Annotated in this window: 17 protein-coding genes; 16 read left to right on the top strand and 1 reads right to left on the bottom strand. The window is 67.1% G+C overall.

The window, feature by feature from the left end:
- The first annotated feature begins 198 nt into the window (after positions 1 to 198).
- From B1790_RS12960 to B1790_RS12920, 10 genes are all read left to right on the top strand, one after another.
- On the top strand, positions 199 to 1,266 hold the full coding sequence (locus tag B1790_RS12960; RefSeq protein WP_079923742.1) for a glycosyltransferase: 1,068 nt from the start codon (positions 199 to 201) through the stop codon (positions 1,264 to 1,266).
- A gap of 79 nt (positions 1,267 to 1,345) precedes the next feature.
- Positions 1,346 to 2,041 carry an acyltransferase gene (locus tag B1790_RS12955; RefSeq protein WP_079923604.1) on the top strand — a complete coding sequence of 232 codons (696 nt, stop codon included), beginning with the start codon at positions 1,346 to 1,348 and terminating at the stop codon, positions 2,039 to 2,041.
- A 114-nt stretch (positions 2,042 to 2,155) separates the two neighbouring features.
- A complete protein-coding gene (locus B1790_RS12950) occupies positions 2,156 to 3,259 on the top strand; it encodes a lipopolysaccharide biosynthesis protein (protein ID WP_079923603.1) in 1,104 nt (367 codons plus the stop codon).
- Positions 3,256 to 4,407 (top strand): glycosyltransferase, encoded by a 1,152-nt coding sequence (locus B1790_RS12945; protein ID WP_233165085.1) that lies wholly within the window; start codon positions 3,256 to 3,258, stop codon positions 4,405 to 4,407. The genes B1790_RS12950 and B1790_RS12945 overlap by 4 nt, the downstream gene beginning before the upstream one ends.
- 5 nt (positions 4,408 to 4,412) lie before the next feature.
- Positions 4,413 to 4,559: a hypothetical protein gene (locus B1790_RS34680; RefSeq protein ID WP_158083815.1), complete on the top strand. Its 147-nt coding sequence runs from the start codon at positions 4,413 to 4,415 to the stop codon at positions 4,557 to 4,559.
- A 190-nt stretch (positions 4,560 to 4,749) separates the two neighbouring features.
- The gene (locus B1790_RS12940; protein ID WP_142271281.1) at positions 4,750 to 6,018 is read left to right on the top strand and encodes a lipase family protein; all 1,269 of its coding nucleotides are present in this window, start codon (positions 4,750 to 4,752) and stop codon (positions 6,016 to 6,018) included.
- 31 nt (positions 6,019 to 6,049) lie between these two features.
- Complete coding sequence (locus B1790_RS12935; protein WP_079923601.1) at positions 6,050 to 7,288, top strand: lipase family protein; 1,239 nt, start codon at positions 6,050 to 6,052, stop codon at positions 7,286 to 7,288.
- On the top strand, positions 7,275 to 8,159 hold the full coding sequence (locus tag B1790_RS12930; protein WP_079923600.1) for a sialate O-acetylesterase: 885 nt from the start codon (positions 7,275 to 7,277) through the stop codon (positions 8,157 to 8,159). The genes B1790_RS12935 and B1790_RS12930 overlap by 14 nt, the downstream gene beginning before the upstream one ends.
- On the top strand, positions 8,146 to 8,721 hold the full coding sequence (locus tag B1790_RS12925; RefSeq protein ID WP_079923599.1) for a YdcF family protein: 576 nt from the start codon (positions 8,146 to 8,148) through the stop codon (positions 8,719 to 8,721). The genes B1790_RS12930 and B1790_RS12925 overlap by 14 nt, the downstream gene beginning before the upstream one ends.
- A 154-nt stretch (positions 8,722 to 8,875) precedes the next feature.
- The gene (locus B1790_RS12920; protein WP_233165084.1) at positions 8,876 to 10,324 is read left to right on the top strand and encodes a sugar transferase; all 1,449 of its coding nucleotides are present in this window, start codon (positions 8,876 to 8,878) and stop codon (positions 10,322 to 10,324) included.
- A 133-nt stretch (positions 10,325 to 10,457) separates the two neighbouring features.
- On the opposite strand, the gene B1790_RS12915 is transcribed toward B1790_RS12920, so the two are convergent.
- A complete protein-coding gene (locus B1790_RS12915; protein WP_079923598.1) occupies positions 10,458 to 11,885 on the bottom strand; it encodes an O-antigen ligase in 1,428 nt (475 codons plus the stop codon).
- Positions 11,886 to 12,004: 119 nt separating this feature from the next.
- On the opposite strand from B1790_RS12915, the gene B1790_RS12910 reads away from it, so the two are divergent.
- The 6 genes from B1790_RS12910 to B1790_RS12885 all read left to right on the top strand — a co-directional run bounded on the left by B1790_RS12910 (position 12,005) and on the right by B1790_RS12885 (position 18,753).
- Positions 12,005 to 13,489, top strand: a complete 1,485-nt coding sequence (locus B1790_RS12910) for a polysaccharide biosynthesis tyrosine autokinase (protein WP_079923597.1) — start codon at positions 12,005 to 12,007, stop codon at positions 13,487 to 13,489.
- Positions 13,490 to 13,614: 125 nt separating this feature from the next.
- Positions 13,615 to 14,760 (top strand): lipase family protein, encoded by a 1,146-nt coding sequence (locus tag B1790_RS12905; RefSeq protein WP_142271280.1) that lies wholly within the window; start codon positions 13,615 to 13,617, stop codon positions 14,758 to 14,760.
- Positions 14,757 to 15,419: a YveK family protein gene (locus B1790_RS12900; protein ID WP_158083814.1), complete on the top strand. Its 663-nt coding sequence runs from the start codon at positions 14,757 to 14,759 to the stop codon at positions 15,417 to 15,419. The genes B1790_RS12905 and B1790_RS12900 overlap by 4 nt, the downstream gene beginning before the upstream one ends.
- Positions 15,420 to 15,431: 12 nt before the next feature.
- The gene (locus B1790_RS12895) at positions 15,432 to 16,658 is read left to right on the top strand and encodes a lipase family protein (RefSeq protein WP_079923594.1); all 1,227 of its coding nucleotides are present in this window, start codon (positions 15,432 to 15,434) and stop codon (positions 16,656 to 16,658) included.
- A 66-nt stretch (positions 16,659 to 16,724) separates the two neighbouring features.
- On the top strand, positions 16,725 to 17,948 hold the full coding sequence (locus tag B1790_RS12890; protein ID WP_233165083.1) for a lipase family protein: 1,224 nt from the start codon (positions 16,725 to 16,727) through the stop codon (positions 17,946 to 17,948).
- Positions 17,938 to 18,753 (top strand): biotin--[acetyl-CoA-carboxylase] ligase, encoded by an 816-nt coding sequence (locus B1790_RS12885; protein ID WP_079923593.1) that lies wholly within the window; start codon positions 17,938 to 17,940, stop codon positions 18,751 to 18,753. Before B1790_RS12890 ends, B1790_RS12885 begins: the two co-directional genes overlap by 11 nt.
- The last annotated feature ends 1 nt before the right edge of the window (position 18,754 follow it).

The following is an 18,754-nucleotide window of genomic DNA, read 5'->3' as shown; positions in this document are numbered from 1 at the left end:
GTTGTCGGCGGCGCCTCCCGTATGGCGGGTTGGCGCAACCCCCTGTCCCGCCCAGCACGCATGTTCAAGTGCCAAACATCGTGAGGATTACTGACGGTGCCCCGAGACCTCTTAGCGCGTACGTCAACGCGCCCTCGAGTGGCGATAGCGCACGACTACCTCACTCAGCTCGGGGGGGCTGAGAAGACCGTACTGGCGATGAGCAGGGCGTTTCCGGACGCTCCGATCTACACCATGCTCTACGACCCCGACGCGACGTTCCCCGAATTCAGGGATCTCGACGTTCGGGTGGCGTCCGTCAACCGGGTGAAGGCGATCCGCAAGCACCACCGCGCCGCGCTTCCCCTCTTCCCGTTCGTCGCCAACTCCGTTCAGATCGACGCCGACGTCGTGCTCGCCAGCAGCAGCGGATGGGCGCACGGATTCCAGACCACGGGCCGCAAGCTCATCTACTGCCATTCGCCGGCACGTTGGCTGTACCAGGGCGACAGTTACCTGGGCGAGCACGGCAACACCGTCGCGAAGCTCGGTCTTCGTGCCATGGCCAAGTACCTCACCACGTGGGATCGCCGTGCCGCGCTGTCCAGCGACCGCTACCTGGCGAACTCCGCGGTGATCCGCGAGCGCATCCGCATCGCCTACGACGTCGAGGCCGAGGTCGTCTTCCCCCCGGTCACCATGGCGCAAGCCGACAGCGTCAAACCGATCCCCGAGGTCGTGGACTGGCTGGGTGCCGACGCGGCCAACATCGACTCAGTCGACGGCGCCTTCTACCTCGTCGTCTCCCGGCTGCTGCCGTACAAGAACGTCGACGCGATCGTCCGTGCGTTCGCCGGCACCGACCGCCGGCTCGTCGTCGTCGGCCGCGGACCGCAGGCCGAGCGCCTTCGCGCCATGAAGACGCCGAACGTCACCATGGTCTCCGACATCTCCGACGGCGAGTTGGCGTGGCTGTACGGAAACTGCCGCGCCATCCTCGCGGCGAGCTACGAGGACTACGGCCTGACACCGCTCGAAGCGGGAATCTGGGGCCGCCCGGCGATCGCGCTGCGGTACGGCGGATTCCTCGACACCATCCACGAGGGCATCAGCGGCATGTACTTCGACGAGCCGACCCCCGGCGACATCGCCGAGGCCGTCGACCGATTCGAGATGACCAAGTTCGACTCGGACAAGATCCGGGACCACGTCAAGCAGTTCAGCGAGGCGTCGTTCTCGGAGAAGCTTCACGACGCGGTCAACGGCCTCGTCGCGCTGCCCCGGTGAGCTGCTGTCTCCGCTGTCACCGCTGTACCCTGACACCCCGAGTTGCCGAGACGACGCTGCGGCGTCGTACGCCTAGAACATGGCAGGAGCCACGCCGGTGAACACCGAACCCGCAAAGGCGGACCCGGAAGACGTAGCCAGAAAGGTCGCCGCCGCACCCGGATTGAAGTTGCCGCCACCGCCGTCCTACGACCTGCAACCCGACGGCAGGGTGGCCAACTACCGGATGCAGAACATGGGCTTGCAACGCAAGCTCCGCAACCGCATCGGGCAGGTGCTCTACAACCTGATCGTCACCCACATTCCGTTCCACTTCATCCGGCAGGGATTCCTCCGGCTTTTCGGCGCCACCATCGGCGGAAACTCCTGCATCATGCTCGGCACCACGATCCTCGACATCGAATTCCTGACCGTGGGTGACAACACGTCGATCGGTTCGCGCTGCCTGCTCGACGCCCGCGCCGGTCTCTACATCGGCAACGACGTGACGATCGCCAGCGACGTTCAGATCATTGGCGGCGGACACGACGTCAACCACCCGGACTTCCTCCCGGTGCCCATCCCCACCGTGGTGTCCGACTACGCGTGGATCGCCAGCCGAGCCATGGTGCTGCCGTCGCTGATCGGTCGCGGCGGAGTCGTCGCCGCCCAAGCGGTGGTCACCAAGGACATCGGGGTGTGCGAGATCGTCGGTGGAGTGCCAGCCAAGGTGATCGGCAAGCGCGATCCAGAGGCGCTCAAGTACACGGGTGGCTACCGGCCCCTGTTCTGCTGATGACGACGCTCGAGACGAAGGGCTCGTGACCTGACGCTCCCCGAATCGGCGCCCGAATCAGCCCCCGAAGGCGCGTCGCGCAATCTCTTCAAGACGCTCGTCGGCGTCTTCTTCATGTACGGCAGCCGAGGCCTCGGCCTGCTGCTGACCTTCGCGATCATCGCCCGCCTCGGCATCGCCGACTACGGTCTGTATGCGCTGGCGTTCTCATTCGCCACGATTCTCGGCCCGCCCCTTGACAATCCGTGGGCAGTTCGGGCGATCCGGGAGTCCGATGACGACTTCAACCGGGAGCGCTCGAGTCGCTATCTGGTGGGCGTCGCGCTCGTCGTCGTCGGGCTTGCCCTCCTGCCGTTCGACAAGCTGTACCTGCTGTGGTTCGGCTTCGCCATGGCCGGCGGTGAGATGGCATTCAACAGCCTCAAGAGCCGCGCCGTACGCGAAGGACATCCCGACTTGGTGTGGCGTTACGACGCCATCAGGCAAACCAGCAGCGTCGTGCTGGTGTGTGCCTACCTCTTCGCAGTGGACGACCCCACGCTGAAGCTGACCAGCCTGCTCTATTGCGCGCCCTACGCCGTGATCCTGGTCCTGGCCGGTGCTGGCGTGCGGGGCCACCGACCCGGACTGCCAGGCTCGCCGCGGCAGATGGTCTACCTCACTGCCGAGATGGGTTTGGGCACAGCCGCTTACCTGCAGGGCGACGTGCTGCTCCTGGGCTTCCTCACCAACAGCACCGTGGTCGGTTACTACAACGTCACGCTGATGCTGGCCACCGCGTTGGCCGGTATCGGGCAGTCGTTCGCGATGACGTATCACGAACCCCTGCGCAAGAGCGGTGGTGACCTGAAGACCGGTCCCAAGTTGCGTCTGACGCTCACCATTTCGGCCGCCGTCGGCACGATCGTCCTCGTCACCGGAGTGGTGATGCTGTTCACGCCCGCGCCGGCGCCGATGGCCGAGGCCATGGTGATCATGGCCGGATTCTGTTTCCTGCGAACCGTGATCTGCGTCTTCCAGGTCATCCTCTACGCCCAACGGCGGGACCGCTTTCGGCTCGCTGCGTCGATCGCTCTCCTGCCGGTCAAGCTCGCGCTGCTGACCATCCTGGTCAAGCTCGGCCTCGGAGCGGTGGCCGCGGCGATCGCGACGACGGCGGCGGACGCCATGCTGCTGGCGGTGTTCGCGACCGCACTCTACGGACGGCGGCGCCCGTGACCTCCGTCGTCTTCCTGATGTCCAAGGACCCGGTGGTCGAACACGGCGGTGACGTCGCGCTGTCGCGACTCTTCGTCGAGCTGGCCGCGGAGAGTCACGACGTCTCGGTCATCTGCTTGGCTGCGGAGAGTGGCTCCGTCACAGCCGATTTCGTTCCCGGCGGGGTCGAGGTGACGAGGGTGCGCAAACCCGCCGTACGGCCGCTGGGCTTGCTCGCGGCCGCGGCCAGGTCGCGCCGCAGTCTGGTCCACGTCCGATTCGACGGCGACGAGCTGGTCGCGGCGATCGAACGAGCGGACGCCGACGTCTTCGTCGCCGAACACAGTTACATGGCCGAGTCGTTCCTGCGGAGTTCGCTCGTCGGCAAACGCAGGCTGGTGGTCAACACCCACGTCAGCGAGGCTCTGGTCTGGGGCGCCAGCCGTGGACTCCTCGGACGAGTGGAGTCCAAGCGGCTGGTCCGTGACGAGTTGCGGGTGGCCATGGCCGCCGACGCCGTCGGCACCTTCGATGCAGACGAGGCAGAGCAGTACCGCCGCAACGGCGTTCGTGGCGCCAGGTGGTTCGAGCTCACGTTGCCCCCCGCCGATCAGGTCGACGTCTCGACGACGCCTGCGCGTCTGGTGCTGATGGGCACCAGGGACTGGCCGCCGAATCAGGAGGCGTTTCTGCGGGCCCTCGCCCTGTGGCCACGTATCTCGGCGGGCGTGCCGGACGCGGAGTTGTGCGTCATCGGCGCGAAGAAGCCGAACGCGCCGGAACCGGCCTACCCGGCGGGGGTTCGAGATCTCGGCTTCGTCGACGACCTGCACGCGTTCCTCGGCACGTGTCGGGCGATGGTGGCACCGATCACGACCGGTGGCGGCGTGCGCGTCAAGATCCTCGACGCCGCCCGCATCGGACTTCCGGTCGTCGGGACCGAGGCTGCAGTGGGGTCGCTGGGGAGCATCTTCGCCCTCGACGTCGCCGGCGATGACGACGCCTTCGTCCAGGCGTGCCGACGCATGCTGACCGACCGTCCGGCGGCCGTGTCTGCGGGGCAGGCGATCTACCAGGCCAACGAACGGCATTGGCGGGACGGGACGGTACGGGCGGCGGTGAACGCGCTGATCAAGGGCGGCCCCGATCACTCCGCTACGCGACCGTGACCTCGATGACAGCGACTGTGGTCATGATCGCGGTGACCGGAATCGTGGGTGGTTACGACGGGAGGGCGGACCAGCGTCGTGACCTCGGCTTCCGCGGGTCATGGCGTTTGCTGGATGTCGGACGGCTCGAGGTGGGCGGCGTCACAATTTGACGCCAATGTCGGGCCTTGTCGAGGCTCGGCCCTCGCGGGCGATCCACGGTGCGATGGTCGGCATTAGCCAGGGGCGGACGTCGTCCGCGGTCTCGATCGCCTACGATCGACGGGCGGGAGCTCGACCAGGGGGCGTTGCGCGCAATCCGCTAGCAACGACACTCGACGGGGGTGGATGGAGGAGGCACGGATGAGCCTGCGCCGCGCCGTCATCTCCGCGATCGTCGTGGTGACCGTGACGACGTCCGCGTGCGGTGGACGAACGACCGAGCCGGTTGCACCGCCGCCGGACGCCGGAATCTCACTGCCCGCCGATCTCAGCGGTTCGGGGCCGGGCACTGTCGCCGCCGCCCACAGCATGCCCACCCTCGACCGAAGGCTCAGCGGCGTCACGTCGGTGGCGGCCAAGGTGACCTATGCCTCGACGTCGGGGGTCACCGGGCAACCCACGAAGGTGACGGGCACCGTCTTCGCACCGAAGGGCAAGCCGCCCGAGGGCGGGTGGCCGATCATCGCCTACGGCCACCCCACCACCGGCGTCGTCGCGGGGTGTGCTCCGTCCTCGTCGCCGACCTTGGCCAACCTGTCGTCCGCCATTCTCGAGCTCGTCAACGCCGGCTACGTCGTCACCATGGCGGATTATCAAGGGCTGGGCGACGATTCGACCTACCATCCGTATCTCGACGCCACCACGGCCGGCTACAACCTCGTCGACTCGGTGCGTGCCGCGCGCAAGGTGGTCGCCGACACCTCCAACCGGTGGGCCGCATTCGGCGTGTCGCAGGGTGGCCAGGCTGCGTGGGCGGCCAACGAGCTGAGCCCGTCCTACGGGGCCGGGCTGGAGCTGGTTGGCACCGTCAGTGTGTCTCCGCCGCTGAATGTTTCGGGCTTCGTCGACGACGCCGTGAATCGGGAGCTGTCGAAGGAACAGGAGCCGGTCTACCAGGCGCTGCTGGCCTCGCAGAAGAACGAAGATCCAGGCCTGAACCTCGACGACTATCGACGCGGAGTCGTCGCGGACAAGTGGGACGTCCTGTTGCAGTGCGACTTCGGGAAGGCCGACGAGCGGTCGGCGGCCGCCGAACAGATCACCCCCGACGACTTGACGCCGTCGACCGCCGCGGCCGCTGCCGCGCTGCGGGCCCGCCTTCTGACGTCGGATCTCCCGCGGAGCCCCCTGGCGGCTCCGGCATACGTCGTCTACGGCGGACAGGACGTCCTCGTCCCACCCGCCTGGACCGATGCGGCGCTGGAAACCGCGTGTGAGATGGATGACGTCGTCCGCATCGACATGCAACCCGACCGTGGGCACTCCGACGTCGACGTCAGCCCGGTTCTTGGTTGGATAGCCGACCGGTTCGCCACCGTCCCTGCGCCCAACAGCTGCCCGTCCTTCGTCACGCCCCCGCCTCCGCCAGGCCAAGAGGGGACGCCGGCTCGAACAGGTGACGGCGGATGAGCGTGGCCAGAAACCTCCGGTGTCGATGGGCATGAGGCGGGGAGCGCGGGCGGCCGCGGTCACCGTGGTGACGCTTGTCGCCCTGGTGCTCGTCGCGCTCACCCTCCCGATTGGATTCCGCGTCGCTGGCAAGGTCGTCGACGCGATCCGCGGCGACTTGCCGACCGCGCAACCGGTTCCCATCCAAACCGCCGACCTCGGCGGGGCGGGCCCGGGCTCCCTGGTCAGTGCGATGACCATGCCCGCTCTCCAGCGGACGATCACCGGACGTCAGCTGCAGGCGGCGCGCGTGGTGTACCGCTCGACCAACGGCGACACCGGCGCGCAGGCGACGGTCTCCGGATCCGTCTTCACCCCACTCGGCGAGCCGCCGAAGGGAGGCTGGCCGATTCTGTCCTTCGGCCACGGCACCACCGGCATCGACGAGGGCTGTGCTCCGTCGGTCTCCGACTCGCTGCTCGGACTCGCCGACCTGGTCGTCGGCTTCGTCAAGACCGGACATGCGGTCGCGCTCGCCGACTACGAGGGCCTCGGGGAGAGTGGAATTCATCCCTACACCGATGCCAAGACCGCGGGGCTCAACATGATCGACGCGGTCCGTGCGCTGCGCCATACCTTCGCCAACACTTCGACGCGTTGGCTGGCGCTGGGGGGATCACAGGGCGGGGGAGCGGCGTGGGCCGCCGACGAACAGGCCTCGGCGTACGCGCCGGAGCTCGATCTCGTTGGCGCCGTGGCTGATTCGCCTGCTGCAGAGGTGACCCAGGTGGTCGACAAGGCGTGGGCGGGCACCTTGACCGACGATCAGCGACCGGCGTTCCTCGCCATCGTGGAATCGCTGGCCCGCCGTCATCCCGAGGTGAACCGGGACGACTTCCGGCGTGGCGCAGCGGCGACCCATTGGGACGTGCTCCTGTCGTGTGCCGGCGACACCGCCCACTCCAGGGCCGACGCGCTCAAACAGGTGACCGCCGCCGACGTCCGCCCGGCGTCGCAGGCGTCAGCCGACCAATTGCGGAAGCTGTTGTCCGCCTGGGCAATTCCGCAACGACCCCTGTCTGCTCCGTTGTCGGTCGTCTACGGCGGCGCGGACACCCTGATCGACCCGGCGTGGACCACCGACGCCATCGCCAAGGCGTGCGCTCTCGGTGGCAACGTGGAGTGGGATTTGCAGCCGGCCAAGGGGCACGGTGACGTCGACGTCACCAACCAACTCGCCTGGATCGCCGACCGATTCGAAGGGAAGCCGGCCGTCAATGAATGCCGCTAGGAACCCGGACGGAGACGTCGCCCACTGGCGTCGGCTGGCCTTCGAGGCCAAGTCGGCCGTCAAGCGCAAGCTGGCGTCGGCGGGGACGCCCGTCGACCCCCCGCCGAAGCCCTATCTAGTGGTGCCGATTCTCGGGCAGTCCAATGCCTTCGGGATGGGACGGGGCCTCGACCGCGACGGATTGGACCGCTCGCACCCACGGGTGCACCAATACGCCATGAGCGGGCCGGCGAAGGGGCGGATCATCCTCGCCGAGGAACCGCTGATGCACGAAATCCCCGGTAAGGGCGTCGGGTTCGGGATGACCTTCGCGAAGCTGCTCGCCGAGGAGACGGGACGCCACGTCCTCCTGGTCCCCGGCGCCCGCGGCGACACGTCGTTCGCACCGAAGAACGGGTACACGTGGGATCCGGTCGACACCCGCACCAGGGTCAACCTCTACGTCGCCGGCGTACGCGCGGTCGACGCGGTGCTTGGCCACCACCCGGGAAGTACAGTGGCCGCGGTGCTGTGGCACCAAGGGGAAAGTGACGTGCCGTTGACGTCCGGCCCGACCTACCGCGACAAGCTCGACTCGGTGATCGACGATCTACGCAGGCGCTACGGAACCGACCTTCCATTCATCCTGGGCCAAATGGTGCCCGAGGAGATGGAACTGAGCCGCAAGGACTATTCGGTGATCGACGCCATCCACGCCGACACCCCGCGGCGCAGGCATCGGACCGCATTCGCCACTGGCGAGCGGGGCTGTGTCAACGGAACCGAAGACCGGCACTACAACGCCGACGGGCAGCGCGCGATGGGACGAGCCATGTGGGCCCGTTATCGCGCGCTGTGTCCCGACGATCTGGCGGAGTATGAGCGCGAGTAGACGGCTCCTGGCAGCGGTCGAAGCCATCGTGCTCGTGATGGCGATCATCCTGGTCGACATGGGCCTCAGCGGCTACTTCGTGTTCGCCAACGCCAAGGTCGACCAGCTCGAGCACGCCGACGCGATCATCGTGCTTGGTGGCGAACACGACGGTCGGGAGGACTACGGGTTGCAATTGGCGCGGGAGGGGTGGGCACCGATCGTCGTGCTGTCAGACCCCTACTGGGACGGGGACCCCGTGATGAAGCGGGTGTGCCGCAGCCCCGAAGACGTGGAGGTCATCTGCTTCACGCCCGATCCGAGCACCACCCGCGGTGAGGCCGAGGAAATGCGGCGCCTGGCCGACGAACGGTCGTGGCGCAAGATCATCGTCATAAGCTGGCGCTACCACCTGCCGCGCGCGCGACTGGTATTTCAGCAATGTTTCTCAAACCGGCCGGATGCAGCGGTGATGGTCGACGTACCGCGTCGATATCGCTACTCAGTTCTCGGCTGGGAGTTCATCTTCGCTTATCAGTGGGCCGGCCTGGCCAAAGCGTCGATCCAAGGCGGATGTCGGTGAACTGGACATATGCTGTATGCCTGGCGCTGGCTGGCTAACAGTGACATAGTAAACGCGGGTGGGGAAGTCGTTAACGCGTTTAACTGCTAGCAAACAGAAGGGGTGGAGGACGTTGTCTCTGACTGAAGAAACCCTGTCTCTCACTGACGCGCCGGTGACGGCCTCCCGCCGAAGTGGCGGCCCCCGGTGGCAGCGACGGTACGTCAAGGTTCTGGTCGTCTCCGACATCGTCGTCGTCGCTCTTGCGCTGGTAGGAGCCCAAACAGTCAGGCTCGGACGGCCCATCACGGCCACCGATCCAGCGTCGATCTACTTCTCGATCCTGTCGGTTCTCATCGCCTGCATCTGGCTCAGTCTCCTGGCCGCCTACCGCACCCGGTCTCCCCGGATCGTCGGAGCCGGTGTCGAGGAGTATCGACGTGTGGTTTCGGCCACACTGGCAACGATTGGCGTCGTAGCCGTCGCGCTCATGATCTTTCGGCCGGAATTCGCCAGGGGATACCTCGCGGTGGCATTTCCGCTCGGCCTCGCCGGACTCGTAGTCGGCCGCAATGTGTGCCGGCTGTTCTTGTCCCGTCAGCGTAAGCGCGGCCGGTGCGTCGTCACGGTTTTGGCCGTCGGTGACGCCAGGGCCGTTCGCAGCCTCGTCCAATCCCTCAACAGGGGCTGGGGATACGGATACTCCGTCGTCGGAGTGTGTCTCACCGGCCGGAGCTCCGGTGGCACCATCGACATCCCCGGTGTCGGCGCGCTGCCCGTCTACGGCGACGAGAGCAGCGTCCACGACGCGATCCTCAAGACCAATACCGACACCGTCGCACTGACCACCACCGACCACCTCGGCCCTGAAGGCGTTCGCGAGCTGTCGTGGGACCTGCACAAGCTGGGCGTCGACCTGGTGGTCACCCCCGGCGTCGTCGACGTCGCAGGTCCACGGTTGACGATGCGACCCGTCGCCGGCCTGCCCCTCATCCACGTCGAGAAGCCGCAATACAGCGGCACCAAGAAGATCCAGAAGCTTGCATTCGACTACTTCATGGCGATCTTCGCGCTCGTCATGGCACTCCCGGTGATGATCGCGGCGTCCATCGCGATCAAGCTGACCAGCAAGGGACCCGTCTTCTACAAGTCCGAGCGCATCGGCTTGGACGGCGAACCGTTCCAGATGATCAAGTTCCGCACCATGGTCGACGGCGCGGATCGGCAAGTGGTCAACCTGATGGACGTCAACGACAGCGTCGGCGGGGTGCTGTTCAAGATGAAGGAAGATCCACGGATCACCCACATCGGACGCCTCCTGCGGAAGTACAGCATCGACGAGCTGCCCCAGTTCTTCAACGTTCTCCGACGCGACATGAGCGTCGTCGGCCCCCGTCCGCCGCTGCGCCGCGAAGTCGACACCTACAACGACCAGGTCCGGCGCCGGTTGCTCGTTCTGCCGGGCATCACGGGCCTGTGGCAGGTCAGCGGCCGCTCCGACCTGTCGTGGGAGGACTCGGTACGCCTCGACCTGTCCTACGTCGAGAACTGGTCCATCACCAACGACGTGTTGATCGCCGTCAAGACCGTTCGTACCATCGCGACCGGTTCCGGCGCGTACTGACCCTGAGCCCGGTCACCGACGGTCTGGACGTAGCCGTCAGCAAACAAGCGTGAACGAGCCTCGGGCTTTCTTGGTGCCGAGCCTGAATGACCGCGGGGAGCGACGTGCCGTCGTAACTGGCGCTAGCTCACCGTCAACGGGGAAGTAATTCCGGCGTAGCGGGCGACTTCCCCAAGGGATTTTCGGTAGCCGCCGCGTCCTTTCGGGCGTCGTCGACGTATAGGGCGAACGCCAGGAGCATCGACCACAAGAGCACGTTCTGAGGAACGTCGGCGACATTGTGGTCCAAGTTGAATTGCACGACGGTGACGCCGATCAGAATTCCGCCGTACATGGCCAGCGGAAGCGAATTGGAGCGAAGCGCGCGATAGGACATCGCAATGCTGATGACCATGACCGCTAAAAAGGCGAGGAAAGGCAGGAATCCGCCCCGGTAAAGCGTAGTCAGCGGGGCGTTGGACGCCAGGTTGAAGAGGTATGAATACTCCGGGTCAATGAATTCCGGGCGACCCCAGCCCCAGCCGAATTGCCAGTGGTGCGCCATTTGGCTGGGAAACACCCTCAAGGCGTCCGCACGCGCGAGCGAGCCGACGTCGCGGCCGGCGAAGGCCGACGTCAGGCGTTCGCGGACGGCGGGTGTGAGCAGCGCGCCCGCAGCAACCAGCAGACCAAGGCCGATGGTCGCCGCACGATCACGCGTCCGCATTGCGCCGAACACCAGCACCAAGATGACGCCTGCGGCGACGCTGAAGATGGAGGCGCGGCTCAGCGTCAGGAGCAGTGCTGCCGTGAGGACCAGGATCAGCACGGTGCGTCGCCAGCCTGCGAACAGAAGAATGGCGAGACCCAATGCCAGCGCGAGGTTGAGGCCCGCCGTGTTGGCGTTGACCCACGTGCCGCCAAGTCGGATGGTCCCCGTCACCCCGTCGGCGCCCTGGGCGTAGATGGGGGTGATGGCCTCCGGCAGATAGCCGAACGGCTGGAAGATGCGCAGCGCGGTGTTGTTCTGGTCGAACGCCACCATGTACATGCCGAAGAGACCGTTGCCCGCGGCGACGACCGTGAAGACCTGGCCGAAGCGCTTCAAGTTCTCGCGGGGCAGCTGAACGAGGGCGAGCAATACCATCGAGGCAATCAGCCAGCGAATGTAAAGCGAATAGTCGACGAACCCGTGTGCATTTATCGCCATGGTCAAGCCGCTGGTCACGATCAACGCAATCCAGGCGAATTCCAACGGGTGCATGGACCGTGCGAGTCGCGGATGAAAGTACGACGCGACCACGGCTCCGAATGCCAGCGGCAGATAGATGGGGAGACTAATCCCCGGAATTCGTCCGAATTGCAGGCCAGCCATGATGGCGGCAAGCCCATAAAATAGCCACAGCGGGTGCCGGACGCCGATGTAGGCGCCGATCAACAGTCCGATGAGCCCGACGATGCCGATGAATGAAAGCTTTCCAAATGAAATAGCCACCCAGACCACCGCCAGGGTCACTGCAACAATCAGGACGGACACCGTGATGTTGCGAATGGTTTCCCTGCTGGGGTTCACGATGACCATGGTCGCAGGTCGACCAGCTAAGCTCAACACGCGGGTCCGGCCGCGTTCCATGGCTCGTGCGTGGAGGGCGGCGACTAGCCTCTTGACACGTTGCATGGCAATTACCGAGGAGTCCGACGTTGGAGATCAAGGAATACCTGCGAATCTTTAGCAGGTACTGGTGGGTCATCGTGGTCCTCGCCGTGATCGGTGGTGCCATCGGATGGGCGACATGGCAGTTCGGCACCCGCGAATACCAGTCCACGGCAACGTTGTTCGTGGCAACGCAGAACGGCACCACGGTGACCGAGGCGTATCAGAACAATCTCTTCTCCACCGACCGCGCGAACTCCTACGCCAGTCTCGCGACCAGTGAACAGGTGGCCGCCAGGGCGGTCGACCAGTTGAAGGGCACGATCACGCCCGAGGAGCTCAAGAGCAAGATCACCGCGGTAGCCGCGCCCAAGACCGTCCTCTTCAACGTCGCCGTCACCGACGCCGATCCCGCCATGGCGCAGACCTACGCCAACGCCGTGACCGATCAGCTCGTCGGGCTGATCAGCGAACTCGAAACTTCGCGCAGGGGCGGCACTCCGGCCGCCGGGGCCGTGGTGGTCGACGAAGCGGACTACCCGGTCAAGCCCGTGGGAATGTCAATGGTCGTCAGGATCGGCCTCGGTGTCGCGGGAGGGTTGCTGCTCGGCATTCTCGCGGCCGTCCTCGTCGGGGCGCTCGACCGGCGGGTGCGTGGCCGCGAACCGGTGGCCGACAGCACCGACGCCGCGGTGATCGGCGGGCTGCCCGCAGACCCGTCGCGAGCCAAGGTGGGCGTCGTCGACCTCGACAAGGACGGTCTCTACGCCGAGCGTCTTCGCGAGCTGCGCACGAATCTGCGCTTCGCCAGGTTGACCGACGGTCCCGAGCCGCCAAAGGTCATAGCCGTTACCAGCCCGGCGGCAGGGGAGGGACGCACCACGCTGGCGGTCGACCTCGCGGCCGCGCTGGCCGAGGCCGGGCGTTCGGTGGTCCTCGTCGACGGCGACTTCCGGGGTTCCACACTCGCCGAACGACTTCCGCTCGAAGGCCCCATGAAGAAGGCCGCCGCAACCCGCGGCCTGAGCACCACGATCGCCGGGGAAACCACCGTCGTCGAAGCAATCATCCCCGACGTACCGGTCGGTCATCACCGCGTCTCGTTCCTGCCGACCGGACCCATCCCGACGCGGCCAGGCGAACTCTGGGCGAGCGACCGTGCGACGGACCTCCTCGACGAACTGGGCGACTCCTTCGACTACGTCGTGATCGACACTCCTCCACTGGAGCAGTACAACGACGGCGCGCTCGTCGCGGCCCTGTCGGACGGCGCCTTGCTCCTGGCCAGGATCCGCCGCACGACGAGCGCGAAGTTGCGGCGTGGCGTACAGACGCTGCACGCCGCGAACGCCATCCTCATCGGCACCGTCGCGACGTTCGAACCCGGGCACCGTCGTCGCCTGAACTCGGGAAAGCCTGCCCCCGCGAAGGCGGCACCACCGAAGTCGCCCGCCGCCGGCGAGGGTGACGCACCCACCGAGGGCCTGGTGGGAACGTCCGAGCCTGCAGCGTCCAGGCACGGGTCCGACTGACCGTGCGGTCGCGACTTCTGACCGCCCTGGTCACGTCGGCGGTCGTGTCGGCAGCCGTTCTCTCGGGCTGCGCACCGTCGCCGCGGGCACCGTCAGTCGCACGTGACCTTCCGGCGCGGTCTGACGTGTCGCCCGATTTCCCTGGGGCCCCTGAAATTCCGCCGCCGGACCTGTCGGACACCGGTCCCGGGTCGCTCGTCGACTCCACACCGGTCACCGGAATGTTGGCCTTCGACGACGCCGGCGCCTCCGCGGTCAAGGTGACGTACCGATCGACGAGTCGCACCGGAGCACCGAGTCAGGCCACCGGCGTCGTCGTCGTTCCGCCGGGTCAACCTCCGAAGGACGGTTGGCCGATCATCGCGTTCGGCCATGCCATGACGGGCACCCAGCCGAAGTGCGGCCCAACCCTGGCCGACAAGTACTACGGCTACTCCTCGGCGATCGCCAACCTGCTGGGTCGAGGGTTCGTCGTCGTGTTCCCCGACTATCAGGGGCTTGGTCTCGACGGTCAGGCCCCGCATTCGGCGGTGGACGCGACGACGTTGGGCTACACCATGATCGACGCTGCCAGGGCAGCACACCGGGTGTTGCCGTCGAGCAGCACCCAATGGGCTGCCTACGGACTCGGTGAAGGCGGACTGGCGGCATGGGCGGCGGCCGAACGTGCCGGAACGTACGGCGGCGGCATGACCATGGTCGGCGCCGTGGCTCTGTCACCGTTCGCCGACATGTCGCCGCTGGTGGACGCCGCCGAGAGCGGTGAGCTGTCTGGCGTCGTCGACCTGCGGAACTACATTTGGTCCCTGCAGAGCCTCGCGAACCAGGATCCCAGCCTGGACTTAGACCTGTACCGGTCCGGGCTGGCCCGCGAGCAGTGGGACGTCCTGGCCGACTGCGTTCCCCCCGACCCCGACGCGGCCAAGAAGATCTTCGACGACCTCAAGCCGAGCGATCTGAAACCTCGCGACCGTGCCGCGGCGGACGACTTGCGCCAACGACTTTCGGCCGCAGGCGTGCCCGCGCGGTATCCGACGCCAGGGGCGGCGCCGGTGCTGGTGACCTTCGGAAGCCTGGACGCCAGCTCACCGCCCGCGGGTATCCGCCGCGCGATCGACGCCGCCTGTGCCAAGGGCGAACAGATCGAGGTGCTCGAGCGCGCCGGAAGCACCGAGGCATCCAATGACCAGGTGATCGAGAGCGCCATCGGCTGGTTGTACGCCCGGTTCGGCGGCCAGCGGTTGGGCAACGTCTGTGTGGGGGCGTCGTGATCTCGCCCCCGGACGCGCCCCGCCTTGGGGACTACCTACAGATCGTGCGCAGGGGATGGCTGGTCCTCGTGTGTGCGACGGTTCTCTCGATCGGGACGGGGTGGGTGGCGTGGCACACCAACACACCGGTGTACGACTCGACCTCGCGGGTCATCGTCAAGTCCACCGGAGACGCGACCACACTCGACGCGTTCTACGGGCAGGTCAACTCCAAGACCCGCGTGCTGACCTACCAATACCTCGCACGAAGTGAGCGGGTGACGGGACCGACCGTCGACCAGCTGGAACTCCCGCAGACCGGGCAGGATCTCGCAGGCCGCATCAGCATCGCCCCGTCGTCGACTCCGGTGCTGGACATCGTGGTCAAGGGCACCAATCCCGACGAGACGCGCGAGGTGGCCACCGCTGTCACCGCCAACCTGATCGCCGCGTCGGGCGAGCTGGCGAAGGTCGACGGCGGTGGAACGGAGTTGGTGCTCGTCGACGAGGCGGGGCCCGCGAAGCGAGAAGGCTCGCTGACGCGGAACCTCGTCCAGGCTGGCGGGCTCGGATTCTTCGTCTCGCTGGTGCTGGTTCTGGCATGGGGTCTGCTTCAGGACCAACTTCTTGGACGGCGCCAGCTCGGCCGAGTGATTCACGGTGCCGGGCGATCTCGATGACCGGCGATCTGGATGACTGAGGCCAGGGGCCACTCGACGTCGAGGTGGGTGCTCGTCCTGTTGGTGGTGATCGCCATCGTGTCGTCGGCCTGCGGATCGACCGGCAACGTCGCGGTCGGCGAACAGCCGACTGCCATCCCGTCGGCCGACCTCACCGGTTCCGGCCCGGGGTCGCTGATCAGCGCGACGTCCATGCCCGCATTCAGTCGCTCGCCGGAGGGACAACTCGTCGACGCGGCCCGGGTCGTCTACCGGTCGACCAACGGTGACACCGGCCAGCAGACCGAGGTCTCCGGATCGGTGTTCACCCCGAAGGGGGACGCGCCCGAGGGCGGTTGGCCGGTGATTTCGTTCGGCCACGGCACCACTGGTCTCGACGAGCCCTGTGGGCCTTCGGTTTCCAACACGCTCCTGGGGTTCTCCTCGATCATCGTCGGGTACGTGAGCAAGGGGTACGCGGTCGCCCTCGCCGACTATCAGGGTCTCGGCTCGCCGGGCGTCCATCCCTACACCGACGCGAAGACCGCTGGTCTCAACATGATCGACGCCGTCCGCGCGCTGCGGCACACCTTCGACGGCGTCTCGGCGCGCTGGGCCGCCGTCGGTGGCTCGCAAGGCGGCGGTGCGGCGTGGGCCGCCGACGAGCAGGCCGGCTCGTACGCCCCGGACTTGGATCTGGTCGGTGCCGTGGCGTACGTGCCGGCGGCCGACGTCACCGGTCTGGTCGACAAGGCCGTCGCGGGAACGATGTCGAAGGATCAATCACTCGCATTCCAAGCCGTTGTGGAGTCCCTGGCACGGCTGCACCCCGACGTCGTCCGAGACGACTATCGGCGCGGTGCGGCCGTCACCTACTGGGACGTGTTGTCGGCGTGCTCCGGGCCGAAGGCGGCCAGTCGGGCGACGGCTGCCGAAGCCGTCGGATCCCGAGACTTCACCCCCGCCACGCCTGCCGCGGCCGATCGCCTGCGCTCGTTCTTGCGCGCGTGGGCACTGCCACAGCAACGGCTGACCGCCCCGCTGTCGGTCACCTACGCGGGGCGCGACGAGTTCATCGACGCGCAGTGGACCACCGATGCAATCGCGCGGGCCTGTGCGCTCGGCGGCAACGTCGAGTGGGAATTGCAGCCGGACAAGGGACATGGCAACGTCGACCTCGCGTCCCGATTCGATTGGATCGCAGACAGATTCGCGGGCAAGCCGGCGACCAACCAGTGTCCGCCGGGTGGCGGCGGATAGGGTGGCTCGACATGAACTCGACCACGCGGGCTGCCTCGTCGGGCGCGGAAAGCTAGCGTGACCGGCGTGCTGAAGCGAGTCGTCCTGCCGGTGGTCATCGTGGTGCTCGTTCTGGGAATTGCCTACGCGGCGTTTCCGTTCGTGCCAGTCATCGGGGTCTGGGCGTACGACCAGGTCGCGCCGTCGGCTGGACCGCCAGAGAAGGTCGCATCGGCGGAACTGAACGGCTCGGAGCCGGGTTCGGTGCTGCAGGCGACGACATTGCCCTTGGTGACGCGCAAGTGGGAGGGCCGCGGATTACGGGCCGCGCGGGTCGTCTACCGGTCGACCTCGGGTGACGACATGTCACCGACGATCGTGTCCGGGTCGGTGTTCGTGCCGAACGGGGACGCCCCCGACGGCGGCTGGCCGGTGGTGTCCCTCGGACACGCGACCCTCGGCATCGACACTCCGTGCGCACCGTCACTCGATTCGGGCCTGCTCGGCTTCCTCAGGTACGTCAACGTCTTCACCGGCATGGGCTACGCGGTGGCCCTCGCCGACTTTCAAGGTTTGGGCGCCAAGGGGATTCATCCATATTCGGATTCCCGCACCGCCGGGCTGAACATGATCGACGCGGTACGCGCGCTGCGGCACACCTTTCCCGACGTGTCAGACAGGTGGGTTGCCTTCGGGGACTCGCAGGGCGCAGGCGCGTCGTGGGCGGCCGACGAGCAGGCCAAGGACTACGCACCCGAGCTCAAACTGCTTGGTGCGTTGGCCGCTTCGCCGCCAGCCGACATGACGGGGATCGTCCAGAAGGCCCAAGACGGCACCCTCACCTCGGAGCAGCGCGGTGTCATCCAGGCGATGATCGAGTCGCTGGCCCGGCTGCACCCCGACCTGAACCGCGACGACTTCCGCACAGCTGGGGCCAAGCACTACTGGAACGTCCTCACCGATTGCACCCCCGCCAACGCCTACGCCCGCAGCCAGGCCGTCAACGGCGTCGGGCCGCGGGACTTCGCGCCCAAGACCCCTGCGGCCGCCGACCGCCTGCGGGGGTTCTTGAAGGACTGGGCGCTGCCGCAGAAACCGCTGTCGGAGCCGCTGTACGTCTACTACGGCGGCAAGGACCCGTTCATCGACGCCGCGTGGACCACGGCAGCGATCCAACGGGCCTGCGCACTCGGCGGGAGCATCACCATCCAGTACGACCCCGCCGGCGGACACAATCCGAGCGACGCCCTGGACGCAATCCAGTGGATGACCGACCGATTCGATGGGAAGCCCGCCAAGAATGACTGCTGACTCCACCCGCCGCCCGCTCGACGAAGCGGCCCTGCGCGCCGCCGTCGTGAATCCGGCAGGCTGGCGCAGGCTCGACGTCGTCGCCGAAACCGGGTCGACCAACGCCGACCTCGTCGCCCGGGTCGCCGCCGGTCAGGACATCACCTGGTCGGTGCTCGTCGCGGAGGACCAGACCGCGGGCCGCGGCCGTAACGGCCGCAACTGGTCGGCGGTGCCGCGCGCGCAGATCAGCATGTCGGTGGGGGTGCCCACCGACGGATTGCCCGCCACCGCATGGGGATGGGTACCGCTTGTCACCGGCCTCGCCGTCGTGGAAGCCGTCGCCGAGGTGACCGGAGTCGACGTGGGCCTGAAGTGGCCCAACGACGTCCTCGCCCGGCACGACGGTCGCAAGCTCGCAGGCATCCTCGCCGAGGTGGCGTCCCCGGCCGCGGCGATCGTCGTCGGGGTTGGAGTCAACGTCTCGCTCGGTGCAGACGAACTTCCCGAGCCCACGGCCACCTCGCTGCGGGTTCTCGGCGTCGAGGACCCCGACCGCGGCGCACTGGTGGTCGCACTGTTGCGGCAGTTGCGGCGACGAGTCGACGGTCTGACGGCGGCGGGCGGGGCGGATGCCGGTCTCGTCGCCGACTACCTGGCCAACAGCCTGACCGTCGCTTCCCGGGTGCGGGCGACGTTGCCCGGCGGCCGGGAGGTGGTGGGCGAGGCCGTGTCGGTCGACGATCAGGGTCGTCTGCGCATCGACACCGGCGGCGACGTCACCGTCGTTTCCGCAGGCGACATCGTGCATCTTCGACCCGTTTAGC

It is taken from the genome of Mycobacterium sp. AT1, assembly GCF_002043095.1.
Taxonomy (GTDB): domain Bacteria; phylum Actinomycetota; class Actinomycetes; order Mycobacteriales; family Mycobacteriaceae; genus Mycobacterium.
This window is presented reverse-complemented; position numbering and strand designations above follow the sequence as displayed.

Coding starts and splice junctions, on each gene's coding strand:
- B1790_RS12960 (WP_079923742.1), top strand. CDS start 199: ATGAGCAGGGCGTTTCCGGACGCTCCGATCTACACCATGCTCTACGAC.
- B1790_RS12955 (WP_079923604.1), top strand. CDS start 1,346: ATGGCAGGAGCCACGCCGGTGAACACCGAACCCGCAAAGGCGGACCCG.
- B1790_RS12950 (WP_079923603.1), top strand. CDS start 2,156: ATGTACGGCAGCCGAGGCCTCGGCCTGCTGCTGACCTTCGCGATCATC.
- B1790_RS34680 (WP_158083815.1), top strand. CDS start 4,413: ATGACAGCGACTGTGGTCATGATCGCGGTGACCGGAATCGTGGGTGGT.
- B1790_RS12940 (WP_142271281.1), top strand. CDS start 4,750: ATGAGCCTGCGCCGCGCCGTCATCTCCGCGATCGTCGTGGTGACCGTG.
- B1790_RS12935 (WP_079923601.1), top strand. CDS start 6,050: ATGAGGCGGGGAGCGCGGGCGGCCGCGGTCACCGTGGTGACGCTTGTC.
- B1790_RS12930 (WP_079923600.1), top strand. CDS start 7,275: ATGAATGCCGCTAGGAACCCGGACGGAGACGTCGCCCACTGGCGTCGG.
- B1790_RS12925 (WP_079923599.1), top strand. CDS start 8,146: ATGAGCGCGAGTAGACGGCTCCTGGCAGCGGTCGAAGCCATCGTGCTC.
- B1790_RS12915 (WP_079923598.1), bottom strand. CDS start 11,885: ATGGTCATCGTGAACCCCAGCAGGGAAACCATTCGCAACATCACGGTG.
- B1790_RS12895 (WP_079923594.1), top strand. CDS start 15,432: ATGACTGAGGCCAGGGGCCACTCGACGTCGAGGTGGGTGCTCGTCCTG.
- B1790_RS12885 (WP_079923593.1), top strand. CDS start 17,938: ATGACTGCTGACTCCACCCGCCGCCCGCTCGACGAAGCGGCCCTGCGC.